Here is a 13,017-nt window from a genome sequence, read left to right on the forward strand (position 1 = left end):
CGACGCGCCGGGAATGTTCAACTGGTGTACCAGGCGATGGTCAAGACGGGGGTGCCTCGTCCAGCAGGCGCTCCCAGAACACCTCGTCATGCCATGCGCCGTCCAGGTAGATGTGGGAATGGGCGATGCCCCAGGGGTGGAAGCCGTTGGCACGCAGCACCCGCTGGGAGGCCAGGTTGTCCATCCGCGTGTGCGCCTCGGCGCGGCGCAGCCCGAGCTCCTCGGCCATCACGGTGAGTATCAGGCCCACCGCCCGGGTCGCGTGCCCCCGGCCGGTGAAGGCCGAGGCGACCCAGTAGCCCAGGAAGCCCTTGCGGAAGGGGCCGCGCAGGATCGTGCTCACGGTCACCTGGCCGGCGACCTCGTCGCCCGCGAGGACGACCGCAGGCCAGCGCTCGCCCCGGTCGTGCTCGCCGAGCAGGGTCTCGATGCGCCGGCGCTGCCCGGCCGCCGTGTAGAAGTCGTCCGGCTGGGCCGGTTCCCAGGCGGCGTACGCCCGCCTGTCGCGGGCGCGATGCGCCGCGAGGACCTCGGCGTCGTCCACCCGGATGAGCCGGATCGTGGTGTCCTGGTCCGCCATGTGGCCGTCTCCTCGGCTGTGTACCGGCATTGACAGGTGCGGACGGGCGCGGCTCTAATGATCGGCGTGCCGCGTGGCGCCGATCACGTGAACGCCGTCCCAGGGAGGCGGCGATGGTCCGATCGGTGGCCGGGCCGCACCTTCCAGAAGGGACCGACGCCGTGAGTACCCACTCCGCACCTCCCGCCTGACGCCGCGCCGCCGGGTGATCGTAACCCCGGCCCAGGCGCCCCCGAGCATCGCGCCGTCGCGGTGCCGTCGCGGTGCCGTTCCCGGTCCGGTCGTACGGCTGGAAGCGTCGCGCCGGCACCGCACTCCGCTTGCGAAACATCTCGCAGGCCCGCAGCCCTCACCGTTCCTGGAGTTTTCCGCGTGTCTTTCAACCAGTCCGTCATCGACGAGTTCCGCGCCAACGGAGGCAAGGTCGGCGGCCCCTTCGAGGGCGGCGACCTGCTCCTGCTCACCACGGTCGGCGCGAGGTCGGGACGGGAACACACCGTCCCCCTCGGCTACGTCCGCGACGGCGACGCACTGCTCGTCGTCGCGTCCGCGGGCGGAGCGCCCCGCAACCCTGCCTGGTATCACAACCTGCTGGCGCACCCGGCCGTACGGGTCGAAGTGGGCGAGGAGGTGTTCGACGCCGTCGCCGTGCCGGCCGAGGGCGAGCGGCGCGAGCGACTGTTCGAGCATGTCGTCCGCGTCGCGCCCGGGTACGCCGACTACCGGGCCCGTACGGCCCGCGCCATCCCGGTCGTGGTGCTCGAACGCCTGACGGTCCCGACAGGTGCGCCGGAAGACCGCTGACGGCCCGAGCCGGGCGTCCCGGGCATGCCGGTGCGGCAGCATGGCGGGGTGGGCAAAGGATCACAGCTGTGGCGTGACCGGAACTTCACCGTCTTCTGGGGATCCCAGACGCTGTCGGTCGCGGGGGACTCGTTCGCGCTGATCGCCGTCCCGCTGCTCGTGCTGCACGTGACCGGGTCGGTCGCGCAGATGGGCCTGCTGACCGGCGTGGCGAGCGCCGCGTCGGTGGTGGCGGGGGTCTTCGCCGGGGTCCTGGTCGACCGGCTCGACCGCAGGCTCCTGCTGATCTGGTGCGACGTGGCGAGGATGGCGCTGTACGGGATAGTCCCGGTCGCCTGGGCCTTCGGGCCGCAGATCTGGCTGCTCTACGTGGTCCTGCCGCTCTGCGAGGCGATCGGCATGGTCTTCCAGGTCGCGTACGTCACGGCGGTGCGGGGTCTGGTCGGCCCGGACCGGATCACCGAGGCCAACGGGCGGCTGGGCGCCACCGCCGCCGCGGCGGGGGTCGGCGGGCCGCTGCTGGCCGGGGTGGTCGCGGGCTGGTTCGGCCCCACGGCCGCGATCGCGATCAACGCGGCCAGCTTCGGGGTCTCCGCGCTGGGCGTGCTGTCGATCAGGCTCGGGCGGCAGCCGTCGCCCGCGCCGCAGGAGGAGCGCGGGTCCTGGCGCGAACTGCTCGCCGGGGCCCGCTTCCTGTGGCGGCAACCGGTGCTGCGCGCCCTGACCGTGCTGTTGTCGTTCTTCATCTTCCTGACCCTCGGGCTGACCGACGTGCTGATCTACCACCTCAAGCACGACCTCGGCCAGGCCGACGGCGCGGTGGGGGCGGTGCTCGCGATCGGCGCGCTCGGCACCGTCGCCGGCTCGCTCCTCGTCGGTCTCGTCCGCCGGAGGCTGGGGTTCGGCGCGTCGTGGATCGGGGCGATCTCGCTCGCCGGGCTCGCCATCGCGGGACTCGGCCTGTCCGCCCACGTCCCGGCGGCCGCGGCGACGGCCGCCGTCTATCTCGCCTGCGTCAGCGTGGCCGGGATCTGCTCGATGTCGCTGCGCCAGCAGGTCACGCCCGACCACCTGCTGGGCCGGGTCACCGCGGCCTTCTGGACGATCCACTTCTCGCTGGGCCCCGCGGGGGCGGCCGTGCTGACCTGGGGCGCGCAGCATCACGGGGTCGCGGTGGTCTGCCTGCTGGCGGGGGTGGCCTGCCTGCTGATCGCGGTCGCCGCGTTCTTCACTCCCATCCGCCAGCAGAACCCCGAGCTGTCCGGCGCCGCCGGCTGACCCGTCAGGTCCCGCGGCGCGGCGCGGACGGCTCCCAGTCGACCAGGCGGTGGACCAGGGCCACCGCGCTCGCCAGCGTCTCCCGCTCGGAGGGGGACAGCCTGTCCTCGATCGCCTCGGCCAGCCAGTCGGCCCGCCGGTCGCGTACCTCCTCCAGGGTGGCGAACCCTGCCGCGGTCAGCGAGACGGGGGCCTTGCGGCCGTCGACGGGGTGCGTGCCGCGCTCGGCGAGCCCCTGTTCGATCAGCTGGCCGACAGTGCGGGCCATCGACTGCGGGCGCACCCGCCGGGCGGCGGCGAGCTCACTGGTGGTCATCGGGCCCTGCCGGCCGAGCAGGCCGATCACCGCGATGACCCCCGGTGGCATCGGGTCGTCCTCACGCACCCGTCTGACCAGCTGCCCGACCACGAGTCTCAGCTCGGCGGCGACCTCGGAGGCGTCACTCATGGGCTCAGCGTAACCGAGATGTACAGCCTCGCTGCACATTTTCTTGCAGCAAGGCTGTACAGTTTGGCTGTCTATCTCGAAGGAGCTCACATGCCCGTGACATCGCTCGACGACCGTACGGCCGTCGTCCTGATCGACCTGCAGAAGGGGATCACCGCCCTGCCCACCGTGCATCCGGCGGCCGGGGTGGCCGCCAACGCCGCACGCCTGGCGGGAGCCGCCCGTGAGCGGGGCCTTCCCGTCGTCCGCGTGCGGGTGGCGTTCTCCGCCGACGGCGGTGACGTGGTGCGGGCCCGGACGGACGCGCCCGGGCCCGCGATCGCACCCGCGCCGGACTTCGCCGAGTACGACGAGCGCGTCCCGGACGGACCGACGGACATCCTGATCACCAAACGGGGCTGGGACGCCTTCCACGGCACCGAACTCGACCTGCAACTGCGCCGCAGGAAGATCACGGGGATCGTGCTGGCGGGGATCTCCACCAGCATCGGTGTGGAGTCCACCGCGCGCGGCGCCCGGGAGCGGGGCTACGAGATCGCGGTGGCCTCCGACGCGGTCACCGACCTGGTCGCCTCGGCCCACGAGAACGCCCTCGGGGTGATCTTGCCGCGGATCGCGCAGATCGACACGACCGAGGCCATCCTCGCCGCTTTCGCCTGACCTGTCAGCGGCCTGACCTGTCAGCGAGCGGTGCCGAAGGCGGAGGCCAGCGCCGCACGCAGGGTGTCGAGCTCCTTCATATCCGGGTTGGGGGAGTCCGACGCCCAGGCCACGTAGCAGTCCGGCCGCAGCAGCAGCGCGGTGGGGAGGCCCTCCCGGCCCGGCTTCGCGGTGACGAGGCCGACGCGGTCGTGCCGGCCGTGCAGTGCCCCGGCCAGGGCGGCGCCGGGTGTCAGGTCCAGGAGCAGCGGCCGGGCGGTCCGGGTCAGCTCGGCGAGCCGTACGGAGCCGGTCTCGGTCTCCAGCACGAGGTCGGGCGCGGGGCGCCCGGTGAGAGGGTGGGAGCCTTCGAGGTCATACCTGATGTCGGCGCCGGACATCAGGTCCGCGATGTGCTTGACGGTGCGCTCGTCGCGCAGCAGTTCGCCGAACAGGGCGCGCAGCGCGGTCACCTCCGGCCCGGGAGCGATCAGCGCGGACTGCGCCTGCGTGTGCATGACGACGCGTTCCGCGGCCGGGCGCCGCTCGGTCTCGTAGCTGTCGAGCAGGCCGGGCGGAGCCCAGCCGTGAATCTCGGCGGCGAGCTTCCAGCCCAGGTTGATCGCGTCCTGGAGGCCCAGGTTGAGGCCGGGGCCGCCGATCGCGCTGTGCACGTGCGCGGCGTCGCCCAGCAGCAGCACCCTGTGGTCCCGGAAGCGCTCGGCCAGGCGGGTGTTGCCACCGGTCAGACGGCGCAGCTGGTGCGGGCCCTCGCCCTCGGGCGGGCCGATCGGCAGGTCGGCGCCGAGCACGCGGCGGATGCTCCGGCGTAGCTCGTCCAGGCTCATCGGCTGATCGTCGCCGTTCTCGTTCCACTCCGTGGTGTGGACGAGCGTTCCGGTGGGGAACGGCGCGTAGACGAACAGGCCGTGGTCGGTGCGGTGGTGCATGAACGGCGGGATCGGCCCGTATCCGGGCACGTTCAGCCCGCCGGTCACCGGGTCGATCAGCTCGGCCGGCACGGTGACGTGCCCGCCGCGCGAGGTCGAGCCGTCCCTGGTCACCCCCGGGAACCCGATGCCGCACAGCTTGCGGGTGACGCTGTGCCCGCCGTCCGCGCCCACCAGGTAGCGGCTCCGCAGCCGGTAGCCGCCCCCGGGCCCGGCGATCTCCGCGGTGACCCCGTCCTCGTCCTGGGAGAGCCCGGTCAGCTCGTGGCCCCGGCGGATCTCCACGCCGAGTTCGAGCGCGCGCTCCTCAAGCACCTGCTCGATCCGCCGCTGCGGCACCGGCAGGCCGTACATCGAGTTGTCGCCGAGCCGGCTCAGGTCGAGGGGCATGGCGCCGAACACGAAGGCCGGGCTCGGCCGGGGCGGCTCGGCGCTGCCGCTCAGGCGTTCGTACAGGCCGCGGCGGTCGAGGGCCCGTACGACCTGGCCGACCAGTCCGTTGGCCCGGTTCTCCTGAGTGCGTCCGGGCAGGCGGTCCAGCACTGTCGGCCGGACTCCGGCCAGGCTCAGCTCGCAGGCGAGCATCAGCCCGTTCGGTCCGGCACCGGCGATCACGACGTCTTCGGTCATGGTGGTCCTCCTTGACGGTTCCTGCGGGGGCTCTTGCGAATGGAGAGATGGCAGGGCGAACTCACGGCACGCCGAATCCCTGAGATGGCGGACTCGCGGCAGGCCGGATTTCGGCATGGCGGGGGAAAGGGCCGGCGCCCGGGCCGCCGCGGCGACGGCGTCAGGGCGTGCGAGGCCGCGCGGCGTGCCGGCGCGGCACGTCACACGACGGGTCTCCGGACGCCTCGGAGCGGGCGTCCGCCTGTCAGGGCTCGGGCAGTCCGGCGGCGAGCCGGCCGAGCGCCTCCTCGATGAGCGGCCCGACCGGCACGGGCGGATCGGCCCGCAGCCACTGGTCCATCGCCACCCTGATCGCGGCCCCGGCGGCGCCCGCCACCAGGCGCGGGTAGAGGTCGCGGGCGACGTCGGTGCCGGTCCGATCGGCGATCGCCGCGGCCAGTTCGGCCTCGGCGATGGCGTCGGCCTTGAGCATCTCGCCCTGCAGCGAGGGCTCACTGATCATGAGCCGGACGCCGGTCTGCCACTGCTGGTCCGGCTGCCCCGTGCCGTAGTTCTCGCCCAGGGCGAGCTGGGTCAGCACGGCGACCTTGATGGACTCCCACAGGGGCTCCGACGCCGGGCGGCGGCGCAGCTCCTGTGCGACCAGGCGCGTACGGTCGAGGTGCCTGGCGGCGATCGCCTCGCCCTTGCTGGAGAAGTAGTTGTTGAAGGTGCGCGGAGCGACGCCCGCCGCCGCCGCGATGTCCTCCACGCGTACGTTCTCCAGCCCGCGCTCCACGGTGAGCCGGATCGCCGCCCAGCTCAGCGCGGTGCGCGTCTCCTGCTTCTTGCGCTCGCGCAGCCCCGGACGCTCGTCTTCCCCGCTCACATGGACCACCATACAGCTACTTGCGTGTCACGCAAAGATGCGCGAACCGTAAATTTGCGTGAGGCGCACTTTTTGTGAGGCGACGGACGTGTCAGTCGCGGGCACCGGCCAGGCGGACGAACTCCTCCAGTGAGAACCGGCCGTCGGCGTCCACGTCGGCGTCCCTGCCGAGCGCGCCGATCGCCTCGGGCGGCAGGCCGGGAAAGTGCGACAACAACTCGGCCTCGGTGATGAAGCCGTCGCCGTCGCCGTCAATGGCGTCGAATTCGCGCTTGAGGGCCTCGAACCGCTCGTGGCTGAGCTCCTGAGTCACAACGACCTGCCTTCACACCGGGGACGACACGGACAACCTATGCCGTACCGGGGAAAAGATCGATAGCAGGCCGATCACTCGGGCCAGGCGGAGCTCTGGATGACCTCCACGAAGTCGATTCGCCGGAATCCGGGCACGAAATGCTCCAGCACGTCGGCGTTGACGGTGCCGAACGTGGTGTCGGGCCGGTCCTTGAACCCCTCCGTGAACGCCGCCAGGATCTGCCTCTTGAAGTCGGGGCGAGGATGGGCGGCCACGACCGCCGCGATGTCCTCGGGGGCCAGATCGGCGTGCCCGAGGCCGAGAACGTCGGCCTCCACACCGGCGGTCACCAGGGCCACCTCGGGCTCCAGCCGGTACGGGACCTCCGGCGTCGTGTGCAGGGCGATGCCCTCCCACACCTTGCGGACGCCGTCCTCGGGCACGCCGTGGGATGTGAGAAAGCGGCGGGCCTCGTCGGCGCCGTCGATCTCGAACCGCTGGTCCGTTCGCCGGTAGCGCTCGGTGAGCCCGAGGTCGTGGAACATCGCCCCGACATAGAGCAGTTCGGGGTCGGCCCGCAGGCCGAGCCGCCGGCCCCGCAACGAGCCGAACAGGAACACCCGGCGTGAATGGTGGTAGAGCAGGTCGGTCGCCGCCTCCCGCACCAGTTCTGTCGCCTCCGTGGCGAGTTTCGAATCGGGCACGTCGACTCCGGCGATGGTCTCGCCCATGACACCCCTCCTCGTGTGCTCGGTCCTTCGGAGCGTTCCCCCTGACCGATGCACGTGACCGCGCGGACGGGGACCGGCCGCCCGCGGCGGGGTGACCGGCGGTCAGGTGGTGGCGCGGACCACCAGGCGCGTGGGGAGGACGACGGGGCTGGTGTGACGGCCGTCGAGGCGGGACAGGAGCAGCCGCGCCAGGGCCAGGGCCTGGTCCGCGGTGGGCACCCGGACCGTGGTCAGCGGCGGGGTCGTGCAGGAGGCGGCGTGGATGTCGCCGAAGCCGACGACCGCCAGATCCTCCGGCACCCGCAGCCCCTTCTCGCGCGCCGCCTCCATGACGCCGATCGCCAGCTCGTCTGAGGTGGCGAACACGGCGTCGAGGTCCTGTCCGCCGGACAGGAGCTCGCGGGCCGCGGCGGCGCCCGACGCGCCGTCCAGGCCGGCGAGCGCGATCGCCGGCCGCAGCCCGTCCTCGTGGAGTGCGGCCAGGTGCCCGTTGAGGCGGTCCTGTACGGCGACGAGGTCCGTCGGGCCGCAGACGATGCCGATGCGGCGGCGGCCCCGGTCGAGGAGGTGCCGGGTGGCCGTCCGCGCGCCGCCGGCGTTGTCCACGTCCACGTGCGGCACGAGGGAGGCGATCACGGGCTTGCCGAGCAGCACGACCGGCACCCCGGTGCGGGCGAGCCGCTCGGTGAGCGTGTCCGGGCCGTCCGGAGGGACGAGCACGACCCCGTCGACCTGCCGCGCCTCGACGTGCCGGATGATGCGCCGATGGCTTTCCGCCGTGTCGGCGAGCATGAGGGTGATCTGCTTGCCGGCTCCTTCGAGGACGCTGGTGACGTACTGGACGACGGCGGAGGTGAGCGCCTCGCCGCCGTGCCGGGGGACCGACAGGACGAGCGCGACCGAGTCGGTCCGCCGGGTGACGAGGCTCCTGGCGGCGGCGTTGGGCACGTAGCCCAGCTCCTGCACGGCGCGCAGCACCGCGGCGCGCACGTCGGGCCGGACCCGCGCGTCCCCGTTCACGACCCGCGAGACCGTGGCCCGGGAGGCGCCCGCGCGGGCGGCGACGGTCTCCAGCGTGGGCCGCTTCGGCCGCTCCGCCCCGAGCCCGTTGCGCTTGATCACGTCGCGATACCACAGGGCGCTGTCCTTGAGCAGCCGCCGCTGGGTGGCGAAGTCGACGTGGACGATGCCGAACTTGCGCCGGTAGCCGTCCGCCCATTCGACGCAGTCGAGCAGCGACCACAGCAGATAGCCGCGGACCCGGGCGCCCTCGTCGATCGAGGTCCGCAGGGCCCGCAGATGCTCCTCGACGAAGCTGATCCGGTCGACGTCGTGGATGCCGTCGCCGGTCACGACGTCCTCGAAGTCGGCGCCGTTCTCGGTGATCATCAGCTCGGTCTCGGGGTAGTCCTCGGTCAGGCGCCGCAGGACCAGCGACAGGCCGTTCGGCATGATGGGCCAGCCCATCGCGGTGACGGCCGTGGGCACGCTGCTGAACAGGACGCCCTCGCTGCCCGGGAAGGCCGGATCGGCCGCGGCGCTGGGCTGGGCCTGCACCGCGATGGGCGTGTAGTAGTTGACGCCCAGCAGGTCGACGGGCCGCCCGATGAGATCGAGGTCCCCGTCGTGGATGTGGCCGAGCCCGGCGGTCCTCTCGATCAGGGGCAGCAGCTCGGCGGGGTAGCGGCCACGCAGCACCGGCTCCAGGAACTGCCGGTTGTGCAGGGTGTCGATCCTCGCCGCCGCCTCGGCGTCCTCCGCGGGGACGTCGGTGGACATGTCCCCGAGCTGCGCGGGAGTGAGGACGGGGGAGAGGTTCAGCACGATGCCGGCTCTGGCGGCGCCCCGCGCGCGCAGCGCCTCCAGGCCCAGCCCGTGTGCGAGCAGCATGTGGTGGGCGCCGACGAAGGCGTCGGCCGCCGAGCGCAGGCCCGGGGCGTGCACCCCCGAGGCGTGGCCGAGGAAGGCGGCCACCCACGGCTCGTTGAGGGTGAACCAGGTGTCCACCCGGTCGCCGATCCTGTCGTACAGGACGCCGGCGTACTCGGCGAAGTGGTGGGCGGTGTCGCGTGCGGTCCACCCCCCGGCGTCCTGCAGCGCCTGCGGCAGGTCCCAGTGGTACAGCGTGGCGTACGGCGCGATGCCCGCCTCCAGCAGCTCGTCCACGAGCCTGTCGTAGAAGTCGAGCCCCGGGCCGTTGACGCGGCCGTGCCCTTCGGGCAGCACGCGTGGCCAGCTGACCGAGAACCGGTAGGCGGCGATGCCCAGGTCCTGCATCAGCCGGACGTCCTCGGCGTGTCGCAGATAGTGGTCGCAGGCCGGGTCGCCGTATCCCCCGCCCGCGAAGGCGTCCCAGATGGAGGGGCCCCGGCCGTCGAGGTCGGTGCCGCCCTCGATCTGGAACGCGGACGTGGACACTCCCCAGACGAAACCCTCTGGGAACAACGCGGTGCGCATCTACGCGAAACCCCCGGTGACTCGGTGAGCGCTCAGTCTGCCGCCTCGCGTGCCGGCATCGCCACTCAGATGGCCGCCGCGGGCCCCGGCCGGTGCGGCGCGAGCCCTCCAGCGGGCGGGCCGCGGCCTCCGGGGTGTCGCCCGCGCCGCGGCGGACCGGACGCGATGTGACGCGCCCGGCGCGGCGCAGGCGGGGTTCGCGCGGGTCGTCGGCACATAATGAAGCGCGATGGATACGGGGAGTGGCCAGCGCGCCGATCGGGGGATCGACGTCAGCGTCGTCGTCCCGGCGTACAACCGCCGGGCGTCACTCGACCGTTGCCTCACCTCGCTGCTCGTGCAGCGGATCGCCAAAGAGATCATCGTGGTCGACGGCGGATCACGGGACGGGACCCCGGCACTCCTCGGCCTCTACGCCGCGCACCACCCCCGGCTGATCACCGTGATGCGGGACGCCCAGCCCGGCACGCCCGGACGCGCCCGCAACCGCGGACTCGAACGGGCGGCCGGGCGGTACGTCTTCTTCTGCGACGCCGGGGACCACCTCGCCCCCGACGCGCTGGCCCGCCTGGTCGCCACCGCCGACCGGACCGGCGCCGACGTCGTCGTGGGGAGGATCGCCGGTGCGCGTCACGGGCTGCGGGACAGCGCAGACAAGGCCTCCTTAACCGCCGTCTACGAGGACCTGTCCTGTTTCAAGCTCTTCCGCCGGGACTTCCTCGATCGGCACGCCATCCGCTTCGACGAGACGCACCGGCGTGGCGAGGACATGACCTTCGCCGTCCACGCGTACTGCCATGCCCGGGTGATCTCCGTGGTCGCGGACCGGGACTGCTACCACGCAGAGGGCGGGAGTGAGGCGTCCGCGCGGGACCCGCTCGGCTGGCTGCGCGTGGTACGCACGCCCATCGAGGTCATGGCGCGGCACGTGCCGCCCGGCGCGCTGCGCGACCGTCTGCTCCTGCGGCACCTGCGCCGTGACGTGCTCGCCCAGCTCGGGGCGCCGTTCCTGGCCGCGTGCGAGGCCCATCGGGAGAAGATCGCCGTCGAGGTCGCCGACATCTGCGCGCAATGGCTGACGCCGGGTGTGCGCGCCTGCCTCGACGGCGTGGACGCCGCCCGCGTCGCCGCGCTCGACGATCCCGACCGGCTCGTACGGCTCGCGCGCGTCGAGGCCGCGCCGCTGCGGCACCGGCTGACCGGCGTCGAGTGGCGGGGCGACGACCTGGTCATCGACGGGTGGGCCGGCCTCGCCGGCCTGGACGTCCCCTCGCAGGACGCCACCGTCGGCCTGGTGCTGCGCGAACGCCTGACCCGTGCGGAGCAGGTGCCCCTTGTGACGCGCGGCGCGACCGGAGCCGCCGGATCCTTCACCGCCGTGGTCGACGTGGCCGCACTGCCTTCGGGTGTGTGGGACGTCCACGTCGCCGTCGAGTGCGAGGGCGCGCGCAGGCTGGTCCGGCTCGGCTCGCGCCGCGACGACGGAGCCGGGGTTCCGGTCGCCCACCTGGTGGGCGGGGTCGTCGCGGTGCCCTTCCTGACCCGGTCCCAGGGTCACCTCGGCCTCGACGTCGGGGGTCACGTCGTGCGGGTCCCCGCGGCCGTACGGCTGACACGGGCGTGGTGGCGGGGCAGGCGGCTGCGGGTCGAGGGCCGGTCGAGGGTGGGCGACGAGGCCGCCGCCGGGGCCGTACGGCACCTGATCTGGCGCGAGCGGACGACGGGGCGGGAGCACCGCGAGCGGGCCGAGGCGTCCGGGCCGGAGCGGTTCGCGGCCGAGACGGCGGGCCTGCCGCCCGGCACCTGGGACGCCTATCTCGAACTCGACCTCGGCGGCCCTTCGGTGCGCTTTCCGGTCAAGGTCGCCGACGCGGACGCGCTCGACCGGCCGCTGCGGTGGTGGCGCGGCCCGCTGCCGTGGGACCCGGCGCCCCGGGACCCGCGGAGTCCGTCGCGGTGGATCCCCGCGCAATGGACCGTCCGGCCGTACGCCACGGCGGTCAACCGGCGGCTCAGCGTGTCGGTGCGCGTGGCCACGCCGTTCACCGTGGCCGGACGCATGGTCAGGGCCCTGCGGCACCGCTAATTGCGAATCATTTGCAACTACAACTCGGTGCTCTAAAGTGGGAGGGAATTCGCCCGTTTCGAAGGGGTTATAGCCGTGCACGTGCCCGATGGGTTCTTTGACGTCCCCGTGTCGGTCGGCGCCGGGGTCTTCGCCGCCGCAGGGGTGGCCGTGTGCCTGCGGGGCGCCAAACGGGAGCTCGACGACCGCACCGCCCCCATGGCGGGTCTGGTGGCCGCGTTCGTCTTCGCGGCGCAGATGCTCAACTTCCCCGTCGCGGCGGGCACCAGCGGCCATCTGCTCGGCGGGGCGCTGGCGGCGATACTCGTCGGGCCGTACACCGCCGTGTTGTGCGTCGCGGTCGTGCTGCTCGTCCAGGCGTTCTTCTTCGCCGACGGCGGGCTGACCGCGCTGGGTGTCAACATCACGCTGATGGCGATCGTGACCGCGGTCGTCGGGTGGGCGGTGTTCCGGCTGATCACCCGGGGCGGGCCGCGCGGGCGGGCGACGCTGGTGGCCGCGTCGTTCGTGGCGGCGCTGGTCTCCGTCCCGGCGGCGGCGCTCGTGTTCACGGTCATGTTCTGGCTCGGCGGCACCGCGCCGATCGAGCTGGGCTCGGTGGCCGCCGCGATGGGCGGCGTGCACCTGCTCATCGGGCTCGGCGAGGGCTTCATCACCGCGCTCACCGTGAGCAGCGTGCTGGCCGTCCGCCCCGATCTCGTGTACGGCGCGCGCGGGATGGCCAGGGCGCTGACGCTGCGCACCGCCGAGGGAGATGTCCAGGTGGGCCAGGCGGCCCCGGAGGCTCCCCCGGCCGGAGTCGGCCTGCGTCCCGTCCTGGTGGGCGGTGGCCTCGTGGCCGTGCTGCTGGCCGGTGTCTTCTCGTTCTACGCCTCGGGCGACCCCGACGGGCTGGAGAAGGTGGCGGCCGACAAGGGCCTGAGCGCGCAGGAGAAGCCGCACGCGGTGGAGAACGGCCCGCTGGCCGACTACGCCGTCAAGGGCGTGGAGGACCAGCGGCTGTCCGGCGGGCTGGCCGGGGTGGCGGGCGTCGGGCTGACGGTCGCGGCCGGGGGCGGCGTGTTCTACGTCATCCGCCGGCGCCGGCGCCTGACCGACGGGATGACCCCCGCGAACGCGCAGTGAGCGCACGCCGCCCGGGTGAGGACGCCGCGTGAGCGCCGAGCCCGGCAACTGCGACGAGCCCGATGAGCCGCCCGTGCGCGCCCGTGCCCGCCCTGGGCGCGGGCGGGCGGCGCGGGTCGGCGATGA

Annotated in this window: 12 protein-coding genes; 5 read left to right on the top strand and 7 right to left on the bottom strand. The window is 73.2% G+C overall.

Translation table 11 applies throughout. From position 1 onward, the window contains the following. Positions 1 to 40: 40 nt before the first annotated feature. Entirely contained in the window at positions 41 to 580 is a 540-nt protein-coding gene (locus AAH991_RS20560) for a GNAT family N-acetyltransferase (RefSeq protein ID WP_346227479.1), read from the bottom strand. Between the two features lie 372 nt (positions 581 to 952). Here AAH991_RS20560 and AAH991_RS20565 point away from each other — a divergent pair, with 372 nt between their 5' ends. Both AAH991_RS20565 and AAH991_RS20570 read left to right on the top strand, forming a co-directional pair. Next, positions 953 to 1,384 carry a nitroreductase family deazaflavin-dependent oxidoreductase gene (locus tag AAH991_RS20565; protein WP_346227480.1) on the top strand — a complete coding sequence of 144 codons (432 nt, stop codon included), beginning with the start codon at positions 953 to 955 and terminating at the stop codon, positions 1,382 to 1,384. 48 nt (positions 1,385 to 1,432) lie between these two features. Then, positions 1,433 to 2,662 carry an MFS transporter gene (locus AAH991_RS20570; protein WP_346227481.1) on the top strand — a complete coding sequence of 410 codons (1,230 nt, stop codon included), beginning with the start codon at positions 1,433 to 1,435 and terminating at the stop codon, positions 2,660 to 2,662. A 4-nt stretch (positions 2,663 to 2,666) separates the two neighbouring features. On the opposite strand, the gene AAH991_RS20575 is transcribed toward AAH991_RS20570, so the two are convergent. Beyond that, positions 2,667 to 3,110, bottom strand: a complete 444-nt coding sequence (locus AAH991_RS20575; protein WP_346227482.1) for a MarR family winged helix-turn-helix transcriptional regulator — start codon at positions 3,108 to 3,110, stop codon at positions 2,667 to 2,669. A 90-nt stretch (positions 3,111 to 3,200) separates the two neighbouring features. Between AAH991_RS20575 and AAH991_RS20580 the strand changes: the two genes are divergently transcribed. Continuing rightward, positions 3,201 to 3,770, top strand: coding sequence for an isochorismatase family protein (locus AAH991_RS20580; protein WP_346227483.1), 570 nt, complete (start codon positions 3,201 to 3,203; stop codon positions 3,768 to 3,770). 20 nt (positions 3,771 to 3,790) lie between these two features. Here AAH991_RS20580 and AAH991_RS20585 read toward each other — a convergent pair whose 3' ends face one another. The 5 genes from AAH991_RS20585 to AAH991_RS20605 all read right to left on the bottom strand — a co-directional run bounded on the left by AAH991_RS20585 (position 3,791) and on the right by AAH991_RS20605 (position 9,680). Further along, a complete protein-coding gene (locus AAH991_RS20585; RefSeq protein WP_346227484.1) occupies positions 3,791 to 5,329 on the bottom strand; it encodes an FAD-dependent monooxygenase in 1,539 nt (512 codons plus the stop codon). A gap of 244 nt (positions 5,330 to 5,573) precedes the next feature. Beyond that, positions 5,574 to 6,197 carry a TetR/AcrR family transcriptional regulator gene (locus AAH991_RS20590; protein ID WP_346227485.1) on the bottom strand — a complete coding sequence of 208 codons (624 nt, stop codon included), beginning with the start codon at positions 6,195 to 6,197 and terminating at the stop codon, positions 5,574 to 5,576. Positions 6,198 to 6,288: 91 nt separating this feature from the next. After that, positions 6,289 to 6,510 (bottom strand): EF-hand domain-containing protein, encoded by a 222-nt coding sequence (locus AAH991_RS20595; RefSeq protein ID WP_346227486.1) that lies wholly within the window; start codon positions 6,508 to 6,510, stop codon positions 6,289 to 6,291. A 74-nt stretch (positions 6,511 to 6,584) separates the two neighbouring features. Continuing rightward, positions 6,585 to 7,223: an HD domain-containing protein gene (locus AAH991_RS20600; protein ID WP_346227487.1), complete on the bottom strand. Its 639-nt coding sequence runs from the start codon at positions 7,221 to 7,223 to the stop codon at positions 6,585 to 6,587. Positions 7,224 to 7,325: 102 nt separating this feature from the next. Continuing rightward, positions 7,326 to 9,680, bottom strand: a complete 2,355-nt coding sequence (locus tag AAH991_RS20605; RefSeq protein ID WP_346227488.1) for a GH1 family beta-glucosidase — start codon at positions 9,678 to 9,680, stop codon at positions 7,326 to 7,328. Positions 9,681 to 9,909: 229 nt separating this feature from the next. On the opposite strand from AAH991_RS20605, the gene AAH991_RS20610 reads away from it, so the two are divergent. Both AAH991_RS20610 and AAH991_RS20615 read left to right on the top strand, forming a co-directional pair. Next, positions 9,910 to 11,766, top strand: coding sequence for a glycosyltransferase family 2 protein (locus AAH991_RS20610; RefSeq protein WP_346227489.1), 1,857 nt, complete (start codon positions 9,910 to 9,912; stop codon positions 11,764 to 11,766). A gap of 75 nt (positions 11,767 to 11,841) precedes the next feature. Then, a complete protein-coding gene (locus tag AAH991_RS20615; RefSeq protein ID WP_346227490.1) occupies positions 11,842 to 12,891 on the top strand; it encodes an energy-coupling factor ABC transporter permease in 1,050 nt (349 codons plus the stop codon). The last annotated feature ends 126 nt before the right edge of the window (positions 12,892 to 13,017 follow it).

This window comes from Microbispora sp. ZYX-F-249, from assembly GCF_039649665.1.
In the GTDB taxonomy this organism is placed as follows: domain Bacteria; phylum Actinomycetota; class Actinomycetes; order Streptosporangiales; family Streptosporangiaceae; genus Microbispora; species Microbispora maris.

What these genes read in the sequence shown, in the direction of transcription:
- AAH991_RS20560 (WP_346227479.1), bottom strand. Translation starts at nt 580, where the DNA reads ATGGCGGACCAGGACACCACGATCCGGCTCATCCGGGTGGACGACGCC.
- AAH991_RS20575 (WP_346227482.1), bottom strand. Translation starts at nt 3,110, where the DNA reads ATGAGTGACGCCTCCGAGGTCGCCGCCGAGCTGAGACTCGTGGTCGGG.
- AAH991_RS20580 (WP_346227483.1), top strand. Translation starts at nt 3,201, where the DNA reads ATGCCCGTGACATCGCTCGACGACCGTACGGCCGTCGTCCTGATCGAC.
- AAH991_RS20585 (WP_346227484.1), bottom strand. Translation starts at nt 5,329, where the DNA reads ATGACCGAAGACGTCGTGATCGCCGGTGCCGGACCGAACGGGCTGATG.
- AAH991_RS20600 (WP_346227487.1), bottom strand. Translation starts at nt 7,223, where the DNA reads ATGGGCGAGACCATCGCCGGAGTCGACGTGCCCGATTCGAAACTCGCC.
- AAH991_RS20605 (WP_346227488.1), bottom strand. Translation starts at nt 9,680, where the DNA reads ATGCGCACCGCGTTGTTCCCAGAGGGTTTCGTCTGGGGAGTGTCCACG.
- AAH991_RS20610 (WP_346227489.1), top strand. Translation starts at nt 9,910, where the DNA reads ATGGATACGGGGAGTGGCCAGCGCGCCGATCGGGGGATCGACGTCAGC.